The organism is Streptomyces vulcanius, from assembly GCF_042653945.1.
GTDB classification, from domain to species: Bacteria; Actinomycetota; Actinomycetes; order Streptomycetales; family Streptomycetaceae; genus Streptomyces; species Streptomyces mangrovi.
The window spans coordinates 1-22615 of sequence record NZ_JBHSFK010000045.1; the positions used below are offsets into that span (position 1 = coordinate 1).

The 22615-nt window shown below is 67.3% G+C and carries 27 protein-coding genes; 11 read left to right on the plus strand and 16 right to left on the minus strand.

The genetic code is table 11. From position 1 onward, the window contains the following. From ACFPIH_RS45110 to ACFPIH_RS45165, 12 genes are all read right to left on the minus strand, one after another. A partial coding sequence (locus tag ACFPIH_RS45110; protein ID WP_381184549.1) for a hypothetical protein occupies window positions 1-287 on the minus strand: 287 nt, incomplete at its 3' end. An 87-nt stretch (window positions 288-374) separates the two neighbouring features. Further along, on the minus strand, window positions 375-1070 hold the full coding sequence (locus ACFPIH_RS45115) for a hypothetical protein (RefSeq protein WP_381184551.1): 696 nt from the start codon (window positions 1068-1070) through the stop codon (window positions 375-377). Beyond that, on the minus strand, window positions 1067-1963 hold the full coding sequence (locus ACFPIH_RS45120) for a GntR family transcriptional regulator (protein ID WP_381184554.1): 897 nt from the start codon (window positions 1961-1963) through the stop codon (window positions 1067-1069). The genes ACFPIH_RS45115 and ACFPIH_RS45120 overlap by 4 nt, the downstream gene beginning before the upstream one ends. Beyond that, entirely contained in the window at window positions 1960-2265 is a 306-nt protein-coding gene (locus ACFPIH_RS45125) for a hypothetical protein (RefSeq protein ID WP_381184557.1), read from the minus strand. The genes ACFPIH_RS45120 and ACFPIH_RS45125 overlap by 4 nt, the downstream gene beginning before the upstream one ends. A 111-nt stretch (window positions 2266-2376) precedes the next feature. Further along, window positions 2377-3804 (minus strand): glutamine synthetase family protein, encoded by a 1428-nt coding sequence (locus ACFPIH_RS45130; RefSeq protein ID WP_381184559.1) that lies wholly within the window; start codon window positions 3802-3804, stop codon window positions 2377-2379. Continuing rightward, window positions 3804-5306 carry an amino acid permease gene (locus ACFPIH_RS45135; protein WP_381184562.1) on the minus strand — a complete coding sequence of 501 codons (1503 nt, stop codon included), beginning with the start codon at window positions 5304-5306 and terminating at the stop codon, window positions 3804-3806. The genes ACFPIH_RS45130 and ACFPIH_RS45135 overlap by 1 nt, the downstream gene beginning before the upstream one ends. A gap of 100 nt (window positions 5307-5406) precedes the next feature. Further along, a complete protein-coding gene (locus ACFPIH_RS45140; RefSeq protein WP_381184565.1) occupies window positions 5407-6354 on the minus strand; it encodes a hypothetical protein in 948 nt (315 codons plus the stop codon). 20 nt (window positions 6355-6374) lie between these two features. Next, window positions 6375-6977, minus strand: a complete 603-nt coding sequence (locus ACFPIH_RS45145) for an ATP-binding protein (RefSeq protein ID WP_381184568.1) — start codon at window positions 6975-6977, stop codon at window positions 6375-6377. A gap of 113 nt (window positions 6978-7090) precedes the next feature. After that, a complete protein-coding gene (locus tag ACFPIH_RS45150; protein WP_381184571.1) occupies window positions 7091-8293 on the minus strand; it encodes a helix-turn-helix domain-containing protein in 1203 nt (400 codons plus the stop codon). Window positions 8294-8567: 274 nt separating this feature from the next. Further along, on the minus strand, window positions 8568-8951 hold the full coding sequence (locus tag ACFPIH_RS45155; RefSeq protein WP_381184574.1) for a toxin Doc: 384 nt from the start codon (window positions 8949-8951) through the stop codon (window positions 8568-8570). Between the two features lie 3 nt (window positions 8952-8954). Further along, window positions 8955-9260 (minus strand): antitoxin MazE7, encoded by a 306-nt coding sequence (locus tag ACFPIH_RS45160; RefSeq protein WP_381184577.1) that lies wholly within the window; start codon window positions 9258-9260, stop codon window positions 8955-8957. Window positions 9261-9262: 2 nt separating this feature from the next. Beyond that, entirely contained in the window at window positions 9263-9802 is a 540-nt protein-coding gene (locus tag ACFPIH_RS45165) for a site-specific integrase (protein WP_381184580.1), read from the minus strand. Window positions 9803-9857: 55 nt separating this feature from the next. On the opposite strand from ACFPIH_RS45165, the gene ACFPIH_RS45170 reads away from it, so the two are divergent. Beyond that, on the plus strand, window positions 9858-10289 hold the full coding sequence (locus ACFPIH_RS45170) for a hypothetical protein (RefSeq protein WP_381184583.1): 432 nt from the start codon (window positions 9858-9860) through the stop codon (window positions 10287-10289). A 209-nt stretch (window positions 10290-10498) separates the two neighbouring features. Here ACFPIH_RS45170 and ACFPIH_RS45175 read toward each other — a convergent pair whose 3' ends face one another. From ACFPIH_RS45175 to ACFPIH_RS45185, 3 genes are all read right to left on the minus strand, one after another. Further along, window positions 10499-11461 carry a hypothetical protein gene (locus ACFPIH_RS45175; protein ID WP_381184586.1) on the minus strand — a complete coding sequence of 321 codons (963 nt, stop codon included), beginning with the start codon at window positions 11459-11461 and terminating at the stop codon, window positions 10499-10501. Further along, window positions 11458-11640, minus strand: coding sequence for a hypothetical protein (locus ACFPIH_RS45180; RefSeq protein ID WP_381184588.1), 183 nt, complete (start codon window positions 11638-11640; stop codon window positions 11458-11460). Before ACFPIH_RS45180 ends, ACFPIH_RS45175 begins: the two co-directional genes overlap by 4 nt. A gap of 245 nt (window positions 11641-11885) precedes the next feature. Continuing rightward, window positions 11886-12065: a hypothetical protein gene (locus ACFPIH_RS45185; RefSeq protein ID WP_381184591.1), complete on the minus strand. Its 180-nt coding sequence runs from the start codon at window positions 12063-12065 to the stop codon at window positions 11886-11888. Between the two features lie 130 nt (window positions 12066-12195). Here ACFPIH_RS45185 and ACFPIH_RS45190 point away from each other — a divergent pair, with 130 nt between their 5' ends. Beyond that, the gene (locus ACFPIH_RS45190; RefSeq protein WP_381184593.1) at window positions 12196-12510 is read left to right on the plus strand and encodes a site-specific integrase; all 315 of its coding nucleotides are present in this window, start codon (window positions 12196-12198) and stop codon (window positions 12508-12510) included. Here the strand turns inward: ACFPIH_RS45190 and ACFPIH_RS45195 are convergent. Then, window positions 12491-13000 carry a helix-turn-helix domain-containing protein gene (locus ACFPIH_RS45195; RefSeq protein WP_381184596.1) on the minus strand — a complete coding sequence of 170 codons (510 nt, stop codon included), beginning with the start codon at window positions 12998-13000 and terminating at the stop codon, window positions 12491-12493. The two genes, ACFPIH_RS45190 and ACFPIH_RS45195, sit on opposite strands and share 20 nt — an antisense overlap. Before the next feature lie 426 nt (window positions 13001-13426). On the opposite strand from ACFPIH_RS45195, the gene ACFPIH_RS45200 reads away from it, so the two are divergent. From ACFPIH_RS45200 to ACFPIH_RS45240, 9 genes are all read left to right on the plus strand, one after another. After that, window positions 13427-13819: a hypothetical protein gene (locus ACFPIH_RS45200; protein WP_381184599.1), complete on the plus strand. Its 393-nt coding sequence runs from the start codon at window positions 13427-13429 to the stop codon at window positions 13817-13819. 138 nt (window positions 13820-13957) lie between these two features. Continuing rightward, on the plus strand, window positions 13958-15262 hold the full coding sequence (locus tag ACFPIH_RS45205) for a hypothetical protein (RefSeq protein ID WP_381184602.1): 1305 nt from the start codon (window positions 13958-13960) through the stop codon (window positions 15260-15262). A 286-nt stretch (window positions 15263-15548) separates the two neighbouring features. Further along, a complete protein-coding gene (locus ACFPIH_RS45210; RefSeq protein ID WP_381184604.1) occupies window positions 15549-17510 on the plus strand; it encodes a phage tail tip lysozyme in 1962 nt (653 codons plus the stop codon). Window positions 17511-17707: 197 nt separating this feature from the next. Beyond that, window positions 17708-18691, plus strand: a complete 984-nt coding sequence (locus ACFPIH_RS45215; RefSeq protein WP_381184607.1) for a hypothetical protein — start codon at window positions 17708-17710, stop codon at window positions 18689-18691. Next, entirely contained in the window at window positions 18688-19389 is a 702-nt protein-coding gene (locus ACFPIH_RS45220; protein ID WP_381184610.1) for a hypothetical protein, read from the plus strand. The genes ACFPIH_RS45215 and ACFPIH_RS45220 overlap by 4 nt, the downstream gene beginning before the upstream one ends. 113 nt (window positions 19390-19502) lie before the next feature. Beyond that, window positions 19503-20252: a hypothetical protein gene (locus ACFPIH_RS45225; RefSeq protein WP_381184611.1), complete on the plus strand. Its 750-nt coding sequence runs from the start codon at window positions 19503-19505 to the stop codon at window positions 20250-20252. Then, window positions 20252-20959, plus strand: coding sequence for a hypothetical protein (locus ACFPIH_RS45230; protein ID WP_381184614.1), 708 nt, complete (start codon window positions 20252-20254; stop codon window positions 20957-20959). Before ACFPIH_RS45225 ends, ACFPIH_RS45230 begins: the two co-directional genes overlap by 1 nt. A gap of 63 nt (window positions 20960-21022) precedes the next feature. After that, complete coding sequence (locus tag ACFPIH_RS45235) at window positions 21023-21547, plus strand: hypothetical protein (protein WP_381184616.1); 525 nt, start codon at window positions 21023-21025, stop codon at window positions 21545-21547. After that, the gene (locus ACFPIH_RS45240; protein WP_381184619.1) at window positions 21547-22596 is read left to right on the plus strand and encodes a hypothetical protein; all 1050 of its coding nucleotides are present in this window, start codon (window positions 21547-21549) and stop codon (window positions 22594-22596) included. The genes ACFPIH_RS45235 and ACFPIH_RS45240 overlap by 1 nt, the downstream gene beginning before the upstream one ends. The last annotated feature ends 19 nt before the right edge of the window (window positions 22597-22615 follow it).

Below are 22615 nucleotides of genomic sequence, written 5' to 3' on the forward strand. Positions count from 1 at the left end.
ACTCCGTCCCAGAACGCGACCACCAGATGGTCACGGTGGACCGCCTGCCCCGCGCGTACCGCGAGGAGCCGCAGCACCGCCTGTGCCCTGGGGCGCAGCTTCGCCCAGTCGTGCTCGCGCCCGGCCATAGTGAACTCGAAGCCACCGAGACAACGCACCGTGAGTTGGGCCTCCTCGACGTAGCCGGGTGTCTCGCTCTGGACGCGCACGTCGAACACGGTGAGTTCTCTCAGGTAGTGGGTGGAGGAGAGTTGGTGCCGCAGCGGCGGGGCGAGGCGGGCGGCCATTCCGTCCCAGGGAAGCCGTCGGCTGCCTGGCCCCGGCTCCGGGAGTCTGCCGGTCCGGTGGCCGTCGTCCTGGCCGCCCGGCAGAAGCTAGGGAGCGTCCGCTCTTCGTCCTGCGGCTCCTGTGCGCCGGGCGCCCTCCGCCATGGCGTGGAGCTCATCCGTGCCGACCGGCGTGACACCGTGGAGGCTGACGACGGTGTGGCTGGCGAGTGTCCACCGGATCGTCTCGTCGGAGATGTGGACGTGGGTGAGGTCGCCCGGCCGCGCTCCCGTGTGGGGAAGCGGCGCCAGCGTCACGGGGTCGTGCACCACGCCGGCCACCCCCCACAGCGGGCTGTACTTCACCAGCGCAGCGGCATGACCGCGTCCCAGCGGTGGGCAGTCCTCGATCGATTCGACCGCGCAGAGCGGATGTACCGGGGGTGCGGCCGCTGTCTCGCCCTCCGTGATCGGCGCGGCGCCACCCAGTAGGTGCAGGGTCCGCTCATCAGTCCGCGTGCCGAGAACCGTCAATCCGCACACCTGACAGAGGCTGTGTTCGATGGCGCGTTTCTGACGGAGGGTGTGAACCCGGTGGAAGGCGGGCTGACCGCGGCCCGGGGCGATGGCGGCTCGCACCCATAGTGCCTCGTCACGGCGGTCGGTCACCGGGTCTTCGTTCCGGAAGCCGATGCCCTTGCCGCCTCGTCCCTCGATCTCGATGACGCGCGGCTGGCGGACGAACTCCCCTGTCCATGAGGTGACGTAGGCCACGCGCATGCCCCGCCAGTACCGTTCCTTCACCGACTCCCCGCCTTCAGGGCGGCGTCCAGCACATTCTGTCGGGGGACGCACATCCGTCCGGTTCTGTCTTTGTGGGGGACGAGGAGTCCCCGCTCCTCAAGCCGTTTGAGAGAGCGGTGGATCGAGGAGTATCTGGCTCCGAGTTCCTCGGTCAGTTCGGTGCGGCTCGGGATGCTGTGCCCCGGAGGGTAAGTGCCGTCCGCGATCCGGGCGATGATGACGGTTCGGATGCGGCCGTAGTTGGTCCGACTTTGTTCTTGGATCGTCCAGGTCTCCCACTGTCCTGGCCCGGTACGTACGCGAAGGTTCGGTCCTGCCGGCGGGTTCTGGGGGTCTGTCACCACGGTTCCCCGGCCTGGCACGCTGAGAAGGAGCCCGGCGGCCTCCAGGCGACCCATGGCGGCCCGGACCGTGCGGTCGGAGGTACCGAATTCCTTGCCGAGAGAGACGCTGCCCGGAATTCTGGTGCCGATCTCGTACGTACCGTCGGTGATGCGGTCCCGGAGCGCCTTCTCCACATGGGTTGACATCTTTCCGCGCTCTATGCCGGATACGTGCCGGTACCCCCCACGTGAGCGCATCACTACACCGGCTTCACAGAGTTGTTTGTTCACCCATCCGAACGAGCGGCCGATGAAGGCGCTGATGTCGCGGATGCTGCCCTTGGCTTTGTAGGCCTTGGCTATCGCGGTGCGGTATCGCTCCTTGTCGCTTCCCGTGATGAGTGCCTGGCGAGGGTAGGTGGGGAGCCCTTGGAGCGGCCGTTGCCAAGCCGGAACGGTGTCGGGGGTGGGGCTGGGGGCCTTCTGTTCCGGTCGGTCGGTGGGGTTCGAGGAAGGAGGGCCACCTCCTTGCCCAGCCGCTGCATCGTTCTCCCTGTCCAACTGGTTCATGCCGCCCTCCCCGAGGAATCGCAGCTGGCCGCCGTGCGGCTGGTACCTGCGGATGCTGTCGGTCCGCCGTCGGTGAAGAGGGCAAAGTCGTCGGTGTTGTACACGGCCAGTTGCTCCCAGGGGTTCGCGCCCTGGGCCAAGCGGCTGGCCTGCTGGGTCAGCTCGAACAGCAGGCCGAGCACGATGGTGGTGATGCGGTCCCAGCGGGCGCCGGCCTGCAGGTGCAGGTCGACGGTCTGCCGTGCACGGGGGGAGTCACCGCGCAGGCAGGGACCGGCCTGGTCGGAGTCGGCGTGGGCCAAGGAAACCTTCCCTTGCGTCATGGAAGAGGCGTGCGGGGCCCCACTGCCGGGCCGGAAAGGTGAGGGCGATCACGGTCCGGCAGCGGGAGTTGTGGGAGGTCGGCCAGGACGTCAGGCCCGGCCGATACCTTGTTCCCGTTCGATGTCGGTGACCTGGGTGCGCTGGCGGAGGATCTCGGCGCGGGCGGCGCGGGTGTAGTGGCGGGTGACGTTCTCGCCGAATGCCTCGTGCGGGATCTTGCTGCCGGTGAAGTGGGCGGCGGCTTCGATCAGATCGCGGGGTACCGGAACGGCGTAGGCCTGGTAGGGGTCGCCGACGCAGGGCTCGGGCAGTTCGGGATCGTCGTTGAAGCCGTGGACGATGGCGGCGCTGACGGCGGCGAGGGCGAGGTAGACGTTGGCGTCGGCGCCGGCCCATCGGTTTTCCAGATGAGCGGCCTCGCCGATGCCGGTCACCCGGACGGCGCAGCCCCGGTTGTCGAAGCCCCAGGTGTGCCGGGTCGGGGCGAAACTGTGCGGGCGGTACCGCTTGTAAGAGTTGGTGGTGGGGGCGTACAGCGGCGCCAGGTGCGGCATCCCGGAGATCAGTCCGGCGATGGCCTTTTCCATGGCCGGGGGCAGGTCCTGGCTGCGGTGGTAGGTGAAGGCGTTGCCGCTCGCCGACCACAGGGACAGGTGCAGGTGCAGCCCGCTGCCGACGCCGGCGAACGGCGCCGCCATCCACACCGGGGTCATGCCGTAGTGCTGGGCGAGGTCGTCCACGATCAGGCGGTAGGCGGGGTAGGCATCGCACGCCAGCATCGGGTCGCCGTAGGAGAAAGTGACTTCGACCTGGCCCGCGGCGCCCTCGGTCTTGATCGCCTCGACCGGTATGCCGGCCCTGCGCAGGGCGTCGTGGAGATCGCGGAAGAAGGCGCTGATCTTCGGGGGATGACCGAGGGCGTAGTCGAGATTGTGCGGCCAGGCCGGGCGCAGGTCGCGGTATCCGGCGGCCCGGGCGTCCTCGGGGGTGCCCGCGAGGAGCAGGAACTCCGACTCCACGCCCACGGCGGCGTCGTAGCCCAGGTCCTTCAGGCGTTCGAGCTGGGTGCGGAGCATGTGCCGGGGGGCGACCTCGACCGGGGTGCCGTCGTGGTGGAAGGCGTCGCCGATGACGAGGGCGGTGCCCGCCTGGTGGGGCAGCATGCGCAGGGTGCCCGGGTCGGCCTTGACGCCGATATCGCCGTAGCCCTGCTTCCAGCCGGTGAGGTCGAAGTCTCCCAGCGGGGTCATGTCGATGTCGGTGGCCAGAATGTAGGCGCACACCTCTGCCGCGGAGCCCATGCAGTCCACGAACACATCGGCGTCGAGGATCTTGCCCTTGAGACGGCCCTGCATGTCCGGCACGGCGAGCATGACCCTGGTGATCTCTCCGCTGCGGACGCCCTCCATCAGCCGGTCCGGCTCAGCCGGTTGCGCGGAAGGCCGTAGACCGAGGTCGGGGCGCTCCTTATCGTGCTGTTCCTCAAGCTGTGCCTGGTGCTGATCGTCGTGGGTCATCAGATGACGCCTTCGAAGTCGGTGTGGGTGTTCAGGGACGGGATCTGATAGGTGCGGCGGCCCTTCGTGATCCACAGGACCCACGCAAGTACGAGCACCGCGGCCAGGGCGACGCCGGCGTAGTTGAACGACGTGACCGTGATGGGCCAGGCCTGCGGCAGGCAGAACAGCACGGTCACGAAGCCGACCCAGGTAACCGCCGTCCAGCCGATCGGCTTGGACCACCGGCCGAGGTTCCAGGGCCCCGGCTGGAAGCGGTCTCCGGCCCTGAGCCGGAGAAAGACCGGGATGGCGTAGGCCGGGGTGATGCCGATGACGTTGATCGCGGTGACCGCGGCGTAGGCGGTGGGCGAGTACAGCGACGGCGCGGCGAGCACGAGCGCGGCGGCGACGGACAGCCAGACCGCTGCGACGGGGGTCTTGGTGCGGGGGCTGACGCGGCGCCACGTGGCGGCGAAGGGGATCGCGCCGTCGCGTGAGAACGCGAACACCATGCGGGAGGAGGCGGCGGTCTCGGCGTTGCCGCAGAACAGCTGGGCCATGATCACGATGAGCAGCAGCGCCTTCGCGCCGTTCGCGCCCAGGACGTCGAGGAAGATCTGAGCGGGCGGCACGCCGGTCGCACTGGTCTGGGTACCGGTGTAGTCCTGAATGGCGAAGGTGAGGCCGGCCAGCAGGATGAAGCCGGCGATCCAGGACACCCAGATGGAGCGGACGATGCCGCGGGGCGCCGATATCTGGGCCCGGGTGGTCTCCTCCGACAGGTGGGAGGAGGCGTCGTAGCCGCAAAATGTGTACTGCGCCAGCAACAGCCCCAGCGCGGTCACGTACAGGCCATCGGTGAAACCGGTGTCGTTGTTGAAGTGCGTGAACACGAACTCGGCGCTGCGGTGCTGAACGGGGGCGAAGGCGAGGGCTCCGACGATGACGGCGACTCCGCCCAGGTGCCACCAGACGGAGACGGAGTTCAGAACGCTGACGAGGCGAACGCCGGCCACATTCAGCAGGCCGTGCAGCAGCAGGATCCCCAAGAAGATCATCATGGTCTTCTCGGGGGTGGGGACGAATCCCCACTGGAGGTTGGCGAACGCGCCGACGAACGTGGCTGCGCCGTAGTCGATCCCGGCAATCGCACCGAGCAGCCCGAGGAGGTTGAGCCAGCCGGTCACCCACGCCCAGCGGGGCCCGCCGAGCCGGTGCGCCATGTAGTACAGGCCCCCGGAGGTGGGGTAGGCGGAGGTGACCTCGGCCAGTGACATGCCCAGGAGCAGGACCATCAGGCCGACGCCGGCCCAGCCCCACATGATGACGGCGGGGCCGCCGGTGTTGAGGCCGAAGCCGTACAGCGTCATGCAACCGGACAGGATGCTGATGACGGTGAAGGAGATCGCGTAGTTGCCGAACGGGCTCATACGGCGGGCCAGCACGCTTTTGTAGCCGAGTCCGGCCAGGACGTCGTCGTCGTTGGCCAGCCGGTGGGCGCCGGTACTTCTCGGAGACACCGAAGGGATCCTCTGGATTCGATGGGAGGGGGACGGAACTCGGAAAGGGGCTGTCTTGCCGGGGGAGGGGCTCGGCTTCTCACCTTCGAAAGGGCCTTGCTCATTTCGCGCGGGCCCGTGCGAGAAGGAAGTCCTCCTGCCAGTACCAGCCCGCATCGCTCACGTGCTGCCACGGCGTGGGAGTGGCGAAGGGACCTATCGCCTCGAACACCTCAGCCGCACCGGGCACACCGGAAGCGGTGAGCGTGTAGGCGAGATGGTTCAGGTCCAACAGGGAGGCCTCGGCGGGTTCGGGCAGCTCGGCGAACCATGCGTCCCGCGCGAGAGCGACGTAGTAGTGGACCGTCGCGTCCTGCCAGAACCCGAGCCCGGCGGACATCTGCCCGCTGGCCTTGCGCAGCCGGAACTCCTTCACATACGCGTACAGGGGCAGGGTCAGCAGGACCGACCCCCGGTCGCTACGCGAGGCAACCCACCGGGTGAAGTCCAGGGCTCCGCGTCCGCGTGCCTGGAGACACTGGAGCATGCGGTGGTAGGCCTCCCGACTAGCGGGATCGCGACGGAGAGCCTCCCACAGGAGCGGCCAGGGCCCAGGGGGCAGCATCGCCTCGGGCGGTCTCGCCCAGTGCTCCGGGCGGTGGGCGGCCCTGATGTCTGTGTCGAGCTGGGCCAGTGCAAGTTGATCCACCCACGGCACTGGATCTCGCGGCCGACGGGCCGCCGCCTCGTCGCAGGCAAAGCGCGCCATGCGGATCCGGCGAAAAATGTCGCCACCAGCACCACCAGCACGATGCGCGGCCAGTGCCCGCAGCGTTAACACACGGGCCTGCATCATCATGGCGTTGGCGTCGCCCGGCTCCTCCACGTTCCAGGCGTCGATGGCATCGCTCTGCGCGGCGCCGTTTGCCAGAACCTGGCTGCGGGACGTGAGCAAGGCCCAGGTGCTGGTGTGGCCGAGCAAGGTCTTGGTGGACAACCACCGGCCGAGTCGCAGATCTTCGAGGGCCAGGCGTAACTCTTCGTCCCGGCCGGCAACGTGCGGGGTCAAGTCTGTAGCGGCCCGCGGCATCAACGCGACCCCTTCAACACGAAAGGTAACGCGCGGTATTCGGCGGGGAGATCCAGCGGGATCTCGCGCAAGACCGGCGCGGTCTCCGCGGCGGATTGGATCTCGGTGGGCCCCTTGGTGAGGGGGAGGGTGCACCAGGTCGTGGTGCCGTCGTTGCTCACGCCCCACGCACTCGCCAAAGAGTCGACAAGGAAGAGGCCGCGGCCTCCTTCGTCGTTGAGCTCCGCGTGGCGCAGCACAGGCCGCGCGGGGGAACCGTCATTGACCTGGATCTTGAGGCCGTCGTCCTGGATGAAGATGCGCACGCAGATTTCGAGACCACTGCCGTGGCGCAGGGCGTTCGTCGCCAACTCGGTGAGCAGCAGTTCCGCCGTTTCGATCAGGTCGGGGCTACGCCAGTGGCGGAGGCTTGCGCGGACGATGCGGCGGAGGCGCTTCGGCCAAGCGGCGTCTGCTGTGGAGAGGTCGGCGCTATCAGGGTCGGGGCGGCGCTCGATGGAAACCACGAGGGCCGGCCGTGCGTCTGTGCGGCTACTCAGTTCGTCGGCGGTGTCAGGGGCGCTTCGACAAGTGCGCTCCTGGCCCGCGAGGTGCGTCGTCATGGTCGGCTCCATGTCGAAATGGCCAGTGACGACATGGTGGGCCCACAACTAGGCCCCGACTATCATGAGTTGATGATAGTCGGGGCCAAAGCCTGACGGAGAGTGACGGGCAGTCAGGCGACCTGCCCGTTTGCGGTGCTCAGCCACGATCCGTACGACAGGAAGCTCTCCGGCAGTCTGCGATGTGCCGCCTCGAGGCCGGCGTACGTCTCTCGCACCGTCGGGTGGTACTTCGCTTGCTGTGGCGCCGCCTTGCGGGCTTTGAGTAGGCTCTCGAACGATTCCCCGAGCCTGTTGGTCCACATCTGCGCGCGAGCAACCTCGGCGAAGTGGTGGCTCGTGCGGGACTTCGGCCAGTCCTTCGGGATGGTAAGGCCTCTCGTCGCCTCAACCGCCTCGCCGTACTGGTCGAGTTCGGCGAGGACAGAGACCCGGTGCACCTGAACGTTGGTCGGGCCGAAGGTGAGGTAATGCACCTTGACCGCTTCCCCGGTCCTCCCTGCGATCCGCTCCGCCTCCTCCAGGTGGGACAGAGCCTGGCCTTTGTCATGTGCTCGGCCGGCCATCACCGCGCCGCCGAGGTGGAGCTGGCCAGTGACAACCTCGCGTTCCCGCGTCCCGTCGGCCTGTTGGAGCGTGACCAGTCCCCGGGTGACAAGACGCTGTCCGATCTCGAACTTGCCCTCACGCAGGTAGGTGAGGGCGCGAAGGTACTGGAACATGCCACCGAGGACAGCGTCAGAGCCGCGTTGCGCGGCCCAATCCATGCGCGCGAGCGACAGTTGGGCGAGGTCCGAGAACCCGAGTTTGGCGGCGACGTCGTAAGCCGTGCGGTAGAACGACGCGAGAGTCAGCCACCCCTCCGTGGTGTTCAGCGAGTGAGCCGCGGTGGTGCCCTCCTCGATCAGACCGGCGACGTTGCTGGCGGTCTTCTTGATCTCCCCCGCGCGGACGGACACCAGGAGTGCCTCGGCGTCGTCCTTGAGCTCCTCAAGCCGTCGAGGCTGAACGTCGGGGTCGGCCCCGAGGTCGTAGATGTCCAGCGCCTCACGGATGGGCCTTATCAGGACGTCGAGTTCGTCGGCGCGCAGCGCGTCGGTGTAGGGCTGGCCAACCACTGTAGCGACCTCTATCCGCAGGCCGCGGGCGAAAGCTGCGATGACGTGCGGGGTGGCCGCAATGGCACCCTGTTCAGTCTTCGTGTATGTGCTGTACTTGATCCCAGTAAGGTCAACAACGGCCCTTTGGGTGAGGTGGCGTTCACGGCGCAGTCGCGCCATGCGCGCGCCGATGTGGTCTTCGGGCAGAGCGTGCATACTGGCTCCTGTTCTGCTTCGACACCAGAACGGTACCCCGCGATCGGCTTCGTGGGGCACGGCCGGACCCCGCTCCCCGGAGCGGGGTCCTTCGTTTGATAGGCCATCACGCCGCCGAAATGCGGTGCACGGGAATCCTGGCGGGATCGTTCCTCTCAGCCTGTGCGGGGCGCACGTACACCGTGTGAGGGACGCAGGAGCCTGGCCTCCAGCGGCCAGTGCGTTCCAGTTCCTCGTCCGTTGCGTCGTTCTGGGCCAGGTCGGGCAGCCCGAGTCAGGTGGTGGGCAGACGCAAGGATCGAAGCCGGTCGGCGATGCTGTACGAGTCCAGTCGCAGGGCACGGATGTCGGCGATGAGCTCGCTCCAAGCCTCGAACTTTGTGTTCACCTGCTCACCGTGTATCCCCAGGTAGGCGATTGCCAGGCCGTAGCCGTACAGCTCGTTCCGGGTCGGGAGCGGGCGCAGAGCCACGCACTCCTCCAGTATCACCGCGGCACGCCAGAAGGCGTCAGGGTGGTCATGGCGTGGCGGATCGACCCTGTGGCGGGCCGCCATCCCGACGAGGACGGAGAAGTCGTTGACCCGAACGTCATCCGGGAGGATCTCCGCCTGTCGCTCCAGGAACCACCGATAGTCGACGTAGTACTCGGCAGGCACAGGTCAGGCTGCCCGCGGGGCGTGCTCGACCTGCGCGGGGCCTCCGAACTCGGCGTCGAAGGCCGACACTGTCGCGGGGTCGCCGGTCACCCGGCGGAAGATCTCGGCGCCCTCGGCCAGCACCCGCTCGCGCTGCTTCTCCTTGGCCACCTGCGTCAGGTAGTCCTCCAGGGACAGCCCCGCCGCCTCGGCCAGGGCCTGCAGCGTGTCCCTGGTGTTGTCGTTGATGTCGATGCCAGCCAGAGGACGAGTATGCCGCGCGGAACCCGACTCACACCACCCACTACAGAAAGAGGCTGTGACCTGCACCTTTATGCCTCCTCAACCTGTTCCGCGAACCGGCCGAAGAGCGGGACGGCATCCAGCGGGTCCTTCTCGTCGAGGCCGGTGGTGTCGTCGGGCCGGTCGTTGTGGGTGTCGGCGAGGGTGGAGCGTGCGCCCCAGTCGCCGGCCTCGTTGCGATCCGACAGCGACACCTTCGCGCGCTTCAGGTCGGTGTTCGGCCCGGCCCGCAGGGAGTGGCTGGTCACCTTCAGACCGTTGATGTACTCCACTCCGGCGGCAGCCGCGCGCTTCTTCACGATCTCGTTGACGGCCCGGCCGGATAGATGCAGGCCGCGCACCGTGGCGTTGCCGCGGCCCTTGAGCGCGCCCTTGACGGTCAGGGCCCGGAAGAAGGGGAGGTTCGGTGCGTCGGCGCCGAGCTCGCGAAGATACGCGATCCACGCGCGGACCCGGCGGACGACCTGGAGGTCGGCGCGGTCGCGGATGAACCGCCACTTCCCCTTGCCCTTGCGGCGGGTCTTGGTTTTGGCGGTGAAGACCCACACCCCGGTGTCGACGACGCGCACGAACTTGACCAGCAGGTCGGCGCTCTCGATGCCACGGGCGAGCTTGCCGTAGCCGATGACGAGCAGGGGCGGCGTCCCGGCGACCGATACGCGTCGACTCGTCGATCTTGGCCAGCACCTGAACGAGGTACTTCAGGGTGAGGCCAGCGGCCTGCTCCCGCTCGCCGCCGGCCGGGATGTAGTTCTCCAGCCGGTAGTCCTCGATCATGTCGCGGACCAGGGAGGCGTCCGGGCGTTCGCCCTTCGGGTACCAGGTGCAGATCCGGGAGAGGTAGGCGAGCAGGGAGTCCGGGCTGTACTGGCTGCCGTCCTTGTCTTTGCCGGTCTCCATCAGGTGATCGAAGTAGGCGACGCCGTTCGCCGTGGTGGTGGACGGCTGCGCGACGCGCCCCTCGCGCGCACACCAGGCGGCGAAGCGCTCCCGGGTCGAGTCACGGTTGACCCGGGTGTTGCGGGCGCCGCGCCGGCCCGCGCGCTCCTTGGCTGACCTCGGGACGGTGAAGTCCCGGGCGGTGAAGGCGGGTTGCCGATCAGCGCGCGGCGGGAGCTCGCCCTCGACGAGGAGGGTGTCACGGGTGATACGGAAGAACGCTGCCGAGCCGCTGTCGGCCGCGGCCGCGGGTAGCAGGCGCACGGAGGCATCGTCGTCGACGAGTTCGGCGTCGACGACGTCGCCCGCTTCGGTCGCTGCGGTGCTCACCCCATGCTCCCCAGGCAGTCGGTGCAGATAGCGACGTGGTCTGGGCCCGGCTGGTAGAGCTGGCCGCAGCGCATGCAGGGCTCCAGGCCGTCGAAGACCTCCGAGCAGCCGAAGCAGTACTGCACGGCTTCCTCCGGCCGGGCGGCCACGTACGCCCCGCCGACCAGGGCGTAGGCGCCGCACTCGGGACACTGCGCGGCGGGCCCCGTGGGGTCCTTGCGGTAGTCGCGCCAGGAGTGCCCGAGCACCCCCACGACGTACGGCAGCGGGAAAGCCTCGGCGTCCCAGTCCGTCTCGCAGAACAGGCAGCGGACCTCTCCGCCCTCGGCGAGCAGGGCCCACTTCGTGCAGTCCGGGCAGCGCAGCGTGTACCACTGGCGGCCGGCCAGCTCGGGCGCGATCCGGTCCATGATGATCGCGGAGTAGCTGCGGATCCGCGGCAGCGCCTCCCGCACGTGGCGCATCTCCTGCTCCAGGTGCTGCGCGTCGTCGCCGGTCAGGCCGGGCCGCAGGTGGTCGTCCACGAGGGCAATGAGGAAGTCCAGCACCTGGGCGGCGCGGGCCTCGATGGCCGGGGCGGCGGAGGTCAGCCTGAAGTGCTGCAGGCGGTTGCGCTGCTGGGCGAGGTGGGTGATGTTGCCCTTGCCCTCCGGCGTGATCTCCACGCCCTGCGCTCGCAGCCGCTTGATCGCGTCCTCGATCTTGCAGCTGGTGAAGTCGCCGTGCTCGTAGGCGAGTTGGTCGGCCTCGTCCGGCTTGCTGAAGACCTGACGCCAGTCGAAGGCGACCAGGAGTGCCTTGAGGAGGACCTCGGTGGCCGCCTGGAGGTGCAGGACGGCGTACTTCAGATCCCGCTCGTCGGGCTCGCCGCGGTCGAGGTGGGCGACGACGCTGCGCAGGTAGTCCATGCCGTTCCGGATCGGCGGATAGTTCATGTCCGCCGGGGGAACGGCGGTCACCGCACACCCGTGCGGACCGGGTGCTGCTCCACGAGCGGGGCCAGGTCGGCGACGACGTTCTCCTCCAACTCGTTCACGCCGTGCTCGGCGAGGAGCTTTCGGCCCCACCCGGTCTCACTCTCGTCGTGCCGGACGGCGACGGGCATCCGGGTGTGGGGGTCGAACTTGGTCAGGGTCACGCGCGCGCTCCTAGCTCCTTCACACCGTCAACTTTCAAGGCTTAAAACCTTGCTGACGCCGGGTCCGGTGACCCCGCCAGCCTTAGTAGATGAGAGTGGGCTCGCAAAGGGGAGGGGGCGAAAGGCGCCGTGCGACCCCCTGGCGGCCTGTCAGGGCTCCAGAGATCCCGCCACCCCGGCGCTCCCGAGATCGGCCACGCGCACCCCCGTTCCGCGGATCGCCTGTCTGGTGCTTCGCCGGAAAATCACCCTCCAGGCGGATTGCCCGTCTCGCCGATGGTGCGCAGCACCAGCGGCCGCGACATCGCCGAGGCGGCCCGCCGAGACAGCTCGCGCCCGCTACCCGGGGCGTACGCGGCGCGCAGGGCCGCGGCCTCCACGTCCCGCGCCTTCAGCGCCCCGGCGACGGCATCCTCAATGGTCAACGGGTGGTCAATGCCTTGACCACCCGTCTGTGAGCGCGCTCCTGACGCAGCGTGGTCAACATCTTGACCGGACTCCGGGGCGCCCTGGCCGGGCGGGTCGTACTACCGACCGCCGTAGCGAAACTGCGGGGTGACGGTGAACTGCTCGTCGTACGCGTCCACGAGCTGCTGCAGCGTGGTGCCGAAGAAGTCGGTGTCGAGGTCCTGGACCCGCCAGTCCTTCGCCTTCGGCCACAGCCCCTCCTCGGCGGCCTTGAGGATGGATCCGTCGGCGTACAGCTTCCGCAGTCTGCGAGCTGGTCACGTCACTCAGGCAAGGCGGAACGGCGCGAGCACCGAGGAGATCATGCGGGGCGGCCGGTGGCGGAAGGCCGAGACGATGAACGTCTACGACCGGGAGTTCAACCCGGCCGCCCGCAACAGCGTCATGCGTCTGGGTCTGTGATCTGTCCGGTCGATTTGTTGCGGACATCACGCATCCGGGCGTCGAGAGCGGCTTGGGTCTCAGGGTCGAGCTCGTAGTCGCCGGCGGTTTCAGGGTTGACGTCCAGCGCGTGAGAGCGGAAGGCCTCCCGCTCGGCGGAGAGCTGCTGGATGGTCTGGGTGATCCGGTGGATCTTCTGGCGCAGCCTCTCCCATTCCTGCTCGGCGAGGGCGAGCTCGGCGAGCTGGTTCTGGATCTCGGCTTCGTTTTCGCGGGTGTAGTTGTCGCTGACCAGTGTGATCAGAGGGACCCCGAGAGCCTCTGCAGCGGTGACCGCCTCGTCGAGCCTGACCGCGCGGGTCTGCTGCTCGATGCGTGTGATGGCGGTGGAGTCGACGTTCGTGCCGAGCAGTGCGGCCATACGGCGTGCTAGCTCTGCCTGGCTGACGCCGAGGCGTTCGCGTTCTTGACGAAGTCGGCGGGCGAAAAGGTCCCCGGGCAGTGGGTTCATGGCGGTTTGGTACTTCCTGGTCAAGATCGCGATCGACGGGGTGTGTGAGGGTGGCACGCCTCGAAATCGAGCAGGCCGGCGCCGCAGCAGTGCTGGAGCGGCACATTACACATCTCGTACTGCGGATTCCACAGGCGTCCGCCACGGTCCTGCGGTCGCGCGTCGCGATGCCGATTCGCCTCATTTCCGAGTCCCTTTCGACTCTTTATCGATAGACCCTTTCACATACCCTCTATGATACGCCATTTGAATGGGGTAGATTAGTCACTCGGATGCCCACATATACGAGTCAGCGAGTGGGTCCAACAGCACGCCACCGGCCTCTCCGGTTTCTATCACTGCCCGTCCGGGTGAGCGAACTGCGCTTGTTGCCTTGTGACTCACTGTCATGCCACTGAATTATTCGAAAGGCGAGAGGAAAGAACCGTGACGAAAATCTACGAGGCAGCCGTCCTCACACAGACCTCCCTGCCGACTGCGGCCTGGGACCTGACCAGCTTCTTGCAGAACGCCAAGTCCCAGATCCAGCTCTGGGGCGGTCTTCTGCTCATGCTGTTCGGTGCTGTCGGCATGGTCTGGGGCGGCGTGCTCCTGATCAAGAAGCTGATGGTCAACCCTCAGTCCGCCGGCCAGCAGCAGAGCTGGCTCATGATCGCGCTCCTCATTCTCGTCGGCGGAGCCCTGGGCACCGGTGGGTGGTCGCTGATCTCGACGGTCGGTTCCGGCGGCCAGCAGACCATCACGGACCTCGGCGGCGGCACGGTGATCGTCCAGACCGTCGATCAGTTCAGCGGGTTCCTGAGCGGCCCTTCCAAATGAGAGGCCGTCACAAACCGTGCACACGACCGGGGACAGAGGAGTCGAGCGAACCGGGTCGGTTGAGGTGCAAGGCCTCCTCCGGCCCGGTTCGCCCTATCCGGGCCCGCAGCACGGTGCAGGCACGAAAGAGAGCAGACCATGGGGATCAAGGACAAGGCGCTGGCCTTCAGCAGGAAGTTCAAGCTCGACTCGCACCACGCGATCGAGCGTTTTGGGGTGTTCTTCGGCATCTTCGCGGTCACGGGCGCGATCGCGATCAGCGCATCGGGGGCCTCGGCGTACCAGGCGGAGCGTGACTCGCTGTCGCAGACGGCGCTGTACACCAGCGACTTCAAGACGTCGAAGACGAATCTCGACGGCACCGTCGACGGGATCTACGCCAACGAGAGCGGCAACAAGGCGCTCGTGATGATGCACTTCAGTCCGACCGCTCAGATCTCGTACAACGCCGCGGACTACAGGGCGTTCCTGCTCGGGTCGGACACCTCGCTGAACAGTGAGCCGGTCAGCACCAGCGGGATCAAGGGCTCCTTCTACGCCTTCGGCTCGACCGGCTACGTCGGGGTCCTCCTCAACGCCGACCGGCCCTTCGACCGCCAGGTGTTGAACCTGACGGTCCGTGCGAATGCCGAACTCACCACGCCCGGAGCGGAGCAGGCGCGCAGCAGCGGCAAACTGGCCGGCGACGAGACCTTCTCCAAATACGACCAGTGGCGGGTCTTCTTCAACCCCGGCGCATCCGGGGTCCAGAAGATCGCGGCGCTCGACGCTCTGACCTTCGACCCTGCGCAGGCCTACTACGAGGTCGCGCTCAAGGAGACAGAGAGCGAGGCCAGGGATGCCCTGGACCAGAAGCTCGTCGAGTTGCGCACGAATCTGACGCAGATTCAGTCGTACACCTCCGACCTGCAGACGACGAAGATCGACGGCCTGTTCCTGCGTCCGCCGACCGTCCCGGTCTCGATCACCAGCGACAAGATCACGGGCGTCTCCGCGGCCGCGGCCAAGGACGGCGTCTCGACGCTGGCGCTGCAGACCAAGCATGTCGTCCCGGGCGGCTTCGACGTCAACTGGCGTGCAGGCAACGTCTACGACGGTTACCTCGACGCCCTGGTGCCAGCCGGTCAGAGCTACGCCCAGTTCTTCACCAAGAAGCGTGACGAGGGCTCGGATCCGGCGAGCCAGCAGATCTCGGACATGCAGTGGATCCTCTCGGACGGCACCAGCCTCACCAAGGACTACCAGTCCTCTGACGTGATGATGCGCCCGCTCATGAACATCATGAACAACCTTTCACAGGCGTATCAGAACTACTCCCGGAACAAGTCGCAGTACGAGTCTGGTCTGTTGCTCGACCTGCTCCGACTGGACGTGAGTCTGCGGGACGTGCAGTCCAACAGCACCATTCGCGACGACAAGGACTTCCTCACCACGCTCCATTGAGTGCGGCGACGAAGTGACGCATCCCGCCACCTGACATTGATCCGGAAAGGAAAACGACATGGCCACCGGCAAGCTGAATCGGAGTCCCAAGAAGGGGACGCAGAAGGACCAGCCGAGCACGTCGGCGAGTCAGGGGATGCCCCGGGGAGGTCGCGGGACCAAGCGCCTCGGCCCTGAGGAGGGCATCGAGAAGCCTCCCGAGGGCAAGGCCAGCGTGCCCAAGCAGCTCCCGGCCCCGGGAGCTGACTCTTCTGGTCCTTCTGGCGCGGCGAACACTGCGCCGAAGATGCCGGACGCGGCAGACACCGCAGAGACCGCAGGCAAGGCGGACGGTGCCGCGAATGCCGGGTCGAAGATCAAGCAGGGCATGAACGGCGTCGCCGGGAACATGGCCGGAGGCGCGGCCCAGAAGGCGATCGAGGGAGACGGCAGCAGCGCGACCCGCCGTAACGCCGGGCGTTACGCAGGAGCTGCCGTCTCCGGTGCCGTGGCCGGCGCACAGGCTGGCGGGCTTCCGGGAGCCGCCGTTGGCGCAGCGAAGAACGTCGGCGTCGAGGGGGTCCAGGACGGGGTCAGGGGCGTGTCCAAGGTCACCGGCGGCAGCCCGGACGCCAAGCCGGCCGACCAGCGCGAGCTGGGTGCCGGCGGCACGGGCTACGAGCGCGGTCCATCGAGGGACGACGAGGGCCTGGGCTCGAAGGCGGCCAAGGGCGTCGCCGTCGGCGGTGGCGCGGCTGCTGCTCCGCCGGCCATGGGCGTGGTCATGGCCATGGCCTTTCTGAACTGGCTGAAGTCCATGTTCTTCGCCGCCATGGCGATGGCCGTCAATGCCGGGAAGCTGCTGTGGACGCTGATCGTCAACATCGCCAAGGCGGTCGGTCATGCGATCGCTGCGCCGTTCATGGCGATCGGCAGCTTCTTAGCCAAGGGGGCCGGCGCGGTCCTGGGCGTCACTGTCACGGCGACGATGACCCCTGTAGCGGCAGCGATGTCGGGTGCGGTCGCGATGACCGCCACCGTGGCCCTGCTGGGCACCGTCTTGACCGGCGTCCTCAACTCGACGGCGCTGACCGAGGGCAGCATCAACGCGAAGGGGACGGCGTGCGTCGTCAACGCGGGTAGCGTCGGCAACGGTTCCGGGGCCACCGTCCCGGCGGACGTGGAGAAGAACGCCAAGGAGATCTACTCGGTACTCAGCAGCTGGGGGATGCCGAAGGAGAACATCGCGGGCATCCTCGGCAACTGGTCGCAGGAGTCCGGGATCGACCCGACGAGCGTGCAGAACTTCCCCACGGGGACGTATGCCATGACCGCCGAGAAGGCCAGCGCCGCACAGAACACGGACAACGGCATCGGTCTCGGGCAGTGGACGTTCGGCCGCAACACGCTGCTGCGCCAGTACGCGAAGAGCAAGGGCGTCGAATGGTTCACGATCAAGGCCCAGCTGGCCTTCATGGTCGAGGGTGACAACCCGGGCGATGTCACGGTCTTCAAGGACATGCTCAAGAAGTCGCAGGGCTCGCCGCGTGCGGCGGCGCTGCACTTCCACGAGAACTGGGAGCGCTCCGCTGACGGCTCGGCGGGGCTCACCGCACGAGGCGACAACGCCGAGATGTGGTTCGGCAAGATGAGCGGCTGGTCGGTCGACAGCTCCATCGTGGGCGGCGTCGAGAACATCGTCGGCGGGATCATCGAGAACATCGGCAACGGGATCAACACGATCCTGGGCAGCTGCACCTCCAAGGGCGGCAGTTCCGTCTCGCTGAAGGACGGCGGGATGACGCAGGAGGAGGCCCAGGCCCTGGTCGAACTCTTCAACAAGGAGGGCGGGAAGTTCCTGGATGACCGGTACGGTCCGGGCGGTGGCCCGGGTTCCTGCAACGGCAACCACGCGATGAACTGCGTGTCGTTCTCGACCTACTTCGTGAACAAGTACACGACGTTCCAGACCTACCCGGCCGGTGACGGCAAGGAGACGGCGTACACGATTGCGAGGGAGACCGGCAAGCAGATGTCCTCGACCCCGACGGCGTACTCGGTGGGCTCCGGCCCGGGCTACGGTCCCGCCGGCCACACTCTCGTGGTGCTCGGCGTCCAGGGCGACAAGGTCATCCTCGGTGAGGCCGGCTACTGCGCTTTCATGGGTCGGGTTCGCGTCGACAGCGCGGCACGGATGGAGGCCGAGGGCTGGAAGTTCGTGGACATGTCGGATTCGATGCTCCCCTCCGACGAGATCAAGACGGTCTGATGCGCTGCATCTGATCCGGGAGCGAGAAGCCGGTGCCGGGCGATCCGGGCACCGGCTTCTTCATGTCCGGTGCAGGCGCTGCGTGCTGGCTTCGCTTTTCGGAACCCTTATCGAATGGATTCAGAGTCGGTCTCGAATGTCTTTATAGATAGACTTGAGTCGTTTATGAGAGCAACGTGGAGTGAGGAGTGTGTTCCGTGACGACAGCCCATGACGAGTCCGAGAGTACGCGTCCCGAGCAGGAGACCGGGTCGATGCCCGAGGAGAAGCCCGCGGCACCGAAGACGCGCAAGAAGGTCACCGGAGCTGAGCTCGAAGAGCGCTTCGCGGGCTGGACGATGCGCCAGCGCGAACGGGTCCAGACACGCAGCCCGGAGGACAACGCGCGCCTGATCCGACGCAGCGTGACCGCAGTGATGGGGGTCGGGATCCTCGCCCTGGTCGTCGCCACGGGCGTGGCCGGCGAGAGCTTCAAGGCGAGCACGGCGGACAACGAGGCCCAGATCGTCCAGCTCAAGGGGCAGCTGGATGATGCCCGGTCCACGCCCATGAAGGCGGACGCCGGCTCGCAGTTGTCCAAGCTCACCGAGGCGGCAGCTGCCGACGCGAAGAAGGTCGCGACCGGGGAGCAGACCTTCGCCACGTTGTACCGCCAGGCCGGCGTCCAGCCCAGCCCGAACAACGGGGTCCCGAACCGGGCCACGCTGGAGATCATCAAGCACCGCCGGGACATGGCAGCGCTGTTCAGCGAGGACTCCTTCCTGGTCAGTAACAAGGAGGCGTACAGCACCTCGTCGCTGACGCCGTTCGATGCGACCACCGAGATCGATCCGCGCCATGCCTGGTACATCCGCTACGCCGGCCGGAACGCAGCTGCCCCGAGCACGTACGCATGGAAGGTCGAGACGGTGATGCCCGATCTGAGCGTGATGGACGGCTCGGGCGCGACGAACCAGGCAAAGGTCGTCTGGCTGTGCCGGGACACGAAGAGCGGTGAGGTGCTCGCCTGGGCGAGCGCGCGCTACGTGCGCAACGCCACGACGGGGGCTTTCGGCCACTTGGCGCTCGTGGTGACCGTCACTGGGGCTCAGTACGAGAACCCCGCGATCAAGATGCCGGCCGGGTCCGGAGTCCTTGAACTCAGCGGCCCGGGCACACAGAAGAAGGGCGGGAAGCGATGACGGAGCAGACGGCAGCACCCACGCGGCGGGGATTCTTCCGGCGCAACCTCTCGGTCCTGGTGACGGCAGCGGTCCTCACGGTCGTCGCGACGGTTGCCGGTGTGACCTGGAGCAGCCAGCACGCGGCCCTGGCTGAGCAGGAAGCCCAGATCAACGATGTCGAGGAACAGGTGGCAGGCATCCAGAAGAAGAACGCCGAGCAGGTGAACGCGGACGTTATGGCGGCCCTGGGTGTCAGCCAGAACCGGCTGAGCACCGATGGTGAGCGCATCAAGTCGCTGCTCTCGATGGCCTTCACGTGGGACTCGGGACAGAGCTACGAGGCGGCGCGCGAGAGCCTGAAGGGCCGGTTCGGCCTCACCGAGAACGAGACGTTCCTGAAGTCGTTCATGCCTTCGTCGAGGTTCAACGAGGAGTCCCAGGGGCGGCGTTACTACTACATCGACACGGTCGGCCTGAACTCGGCCCTCGGCGCGGATCCGGACATCGAGGTCGTCGACGTCAAGGCGGGCGTCTACACATACGCCGTCCTGGCCGACGTCGAGGTCACCTCCGACGCGGTGTCCCAGAACAAGGCGAGCAAAGCCAGTGTCACGGCGCACCGGCGCGCGCTGCTCTTCGTCACGGTCGACGCCCAGGGCAAGGTCTCGAATCTCTCCGGCGTCCCGGCGAGTGGCGAGACTCGCTATTCCGAATGACCCACACCTCCTTTCGATTCGCCTTATTGATAGAGTTGTCCTGGTATTCGAGTGAAACGGCGAGTTGAGGACTAATGGCATCGACACAGACCGATGAGTTGGGTGGGGGTGCAGTGCGCAAGACGCGCTTCGTCGCGACGTCCGCGTCCTCGCAGGAGGGCGCGGACACTCCTGAGCAGACGGAGCCCGGGGGCGGCCTGCGCAAGCGCACCCTCGTGGCCGGCGTGAGCATGGGTGTGGGCGCACTGCTGTGCTTCGTACTCTCCGCGGGGTTATCCGGCGGTCAGAACGCGGTGAGCGATAGGGCTGCGCCGGAGATCTTCTCTCTGCAGGAGCAGATCAGGATCACCGAGGCGAAGACGGCGGCGCTGCCGAAGGCCGACGACGCCGAGCGTGGTCTGACCGCGGCCCTAACGGCGGCTGGTCAGGTCGCGAAGCTGCAGAACGACTACCGCTATCTGACACCCAGAGTGGCGGCAGACAGCGGCACGCTCGACACGGCGATGTCTCAGTCGACGCTGCGCAACCTCATCCCCTACTTCGCTCCCTCCGTGCACCAGGCGGACCTGGGGCCGTGGTACCTGCTCGCCAGTGACAAGGACGTGGCGGCCGGCGTCGGGATCCCGATGAGCTTCAGCTCCGGCTTTGAGTGGGTCGCCCAGGTGCCCTACCTGGTCAACGACGACAGCGCCATCACGGTGACCTGGCTGGCGATGGAGACCAGGACGGGTGCGGGCGAGAGGCCGGCGGTGCTGGCCTGGGCCCGCGCCGATTACGACCTGGTCCGCAAGGCGTTCGTGAACATCCAGACCGGTACGACGGCCACCGGCGAGGCCCTGAAGCAGGAGGTGAAGGCACCGTGATGGAGGAGATCAAGGACAAGCTGCGCCAGCACGCCGGGAAGATCCTGCTCGGCGGCACCGGGGCGCTGCTCGCGCTCTCGGTGGTCACGCTCGGAGCCGGCCTGCTCAGCGACGGCCCTGCCGCGTCGGACACCCAGGCCGATGCGGTTGCTCAGAAGCTCGAAAGCAACCTCGGCGACGCCCAGGCCAAGCTCGCAACACAGCACACGGCGCTGCTGGTTCAGCTGCCGGGTATGGACATCGAGCGGGTGAACCGTGACAGGGCGACGGGCCGGTCCCTCCTGCTCAGCCTCACCGACAGCTCGGCGTCGACCCGGCCCCTCAAGGAGCAGCAGGTACTGCTCGACGCGCGCTACGGCTTGCTCGACCACAAGTCCCGGGTGCTCACCGAGTTCATGCCGGAGTGGATGACGGCGACCGGAGCCACGAAGGGCGTTGGGACGACGTACACGCTCGCCGATCTGGACGTTGATGTGAGTCGGGTGCAGGGCCTGAACTACTCCTACACGGGGGTGGCCCGGCTCGATCCAGTCCGCGTCGGACCGGATCAGAACGGCGCTGCCAAGAGCGAGTTCGTGGTCTTCACCTACTCCACCTCTCAGGACGGCGCGGTGACGTCGCTGGACGCCTATCGGGCCTCCAGCAAGACCCGCGACGCCCTCGCTGCCGCCAGCGAGGAACAGCCCTCCCCCAAGCCGACCGGGTGAACGAAGCGCCCACCGCTTCAGCACGCATCCCAGAAGACCCCGCCGAGACGTAAGGACACGAACATGTCGACCCAGACCCTGGAGAAGACCGAGACGACCGACCCGACGAGCACGGCCGCGACGGCGAAGAAGACCACGGCGAAGCCCGTGAAGGAGCAGAAGGACTCGAAGCTGCGCACCGGATGGCGGCGTCCGGCCCCGAAGAAGGAGGCCGGCAGGTTCTCCGTCGCGGTGTGGGCGGGGTCCTTCCGGGCCATCGTCCTTCTCGCCGACTACCTGCTGGCGTTCATCACGGCCGTGGTCATCATCCCGCTGCTGGGCGCATGGCTGCACCAGCGGTCGGGCGCATCCCGGGGTGCGCTCAGTGCGGACGGAACCATCGCCATGTGGCTGATGCCGCTCCTCTTCCTGGTCGCACTGCTCGCCGCGGGCGAGATCGTCGTGATGCGCGGCATGTGGCGCTGGGCAACGCGGATGATCGCGAAGATCCGGGACGCCCGGGGCGAGGCGACCGGGGCCCACGTCACACCGAAAGCCACGACCAGGACCACCAACCAGAGCAAGACCAACCGCAAGAGGAGCAAGTGATGCACACCGCAGGACTGACGATGAACGACGTATGGGCCCACCGTGTCCTGCGTGAACGAGGAGTGGAGACGTACCGGCTGGAGGGGGTGACCGCCGAGCTGGGTGTCATGGTCGAATCACTCGAACTCAAGCACCGGGGCAAGGAGGAGAACTACCGCCCGTATCTGCACATGACGGGCGAGCTCCGCTCGGTCACCCCGGACAAGTCCCTGCCGTTCGGCATCTCCCGGGTGACCTACTCCCCCGGTCAGGGCGAGAAGGTAGACGCCTTCTACGAGTTCGACGACCAGCAGCTGGTCGTGCTCGCCAGCAAGGGCTACTTCACGAGCGGCTTCGCCGTGCCCGAGCAGGTCACCGGAATCGAGTGGGAGCTGCCGGCCACGGCGGACATGCTTGTCCTCGCTCCGTCGGGGGCGCAGACCGAAGGCGATGTGCCCGTGGTCTTCACTCAGATCCACGACATCGGGGGCCTGGAGATCGATCTCGAGTCCAGCGGCTACGACCTCGCGGGCTACTTCGCCGACCACTCCAAGGACGGCGTCCCGCGGGCTGAGGCTGTGGTCGATGCGCGCGGGCTGAAGGCGCGCTCGGACGCGATCAACTCCTTGTTCACCGAGGTCGAGCTGGGCCTGGACACCGAGGTCAAGCAGGTCGTCGGAGCGCCCGTGCCTGAGGCAGCGCCGGTCGTTGACGGCATGAGCGCGCGTCTGCAGCAGATCGAAGCGGAGATCGCCGCCGAACGGGAGCAGTACCAGAACGAGCGCGCGAGCACCGAAGGCACCACGGAGAACCTCTACCGGGAGCGCGTGGCTGGGGCTCTGCACCGGGCCGAGGAGCAGGAGGAGCCGTTCGCTCCCCCGGTCCCGGTCCGTGAGGCGCAGCGCGAGCTGAACCTGGATCTCGACTTGGAGCGGGAGGAGCAGGAACAGGAGACCCGGCGACCTGAGGTCAAGCCCGTCCCGAGCCTGGACGAGCGCAAGCGTCAGGTGTCCCAGCGTGCGGCCGATCTGGACTTCGGCGAAGACGGCGAGCAGAGCTTGGGGTCCTGAGGACGGAGCGGGCATGACA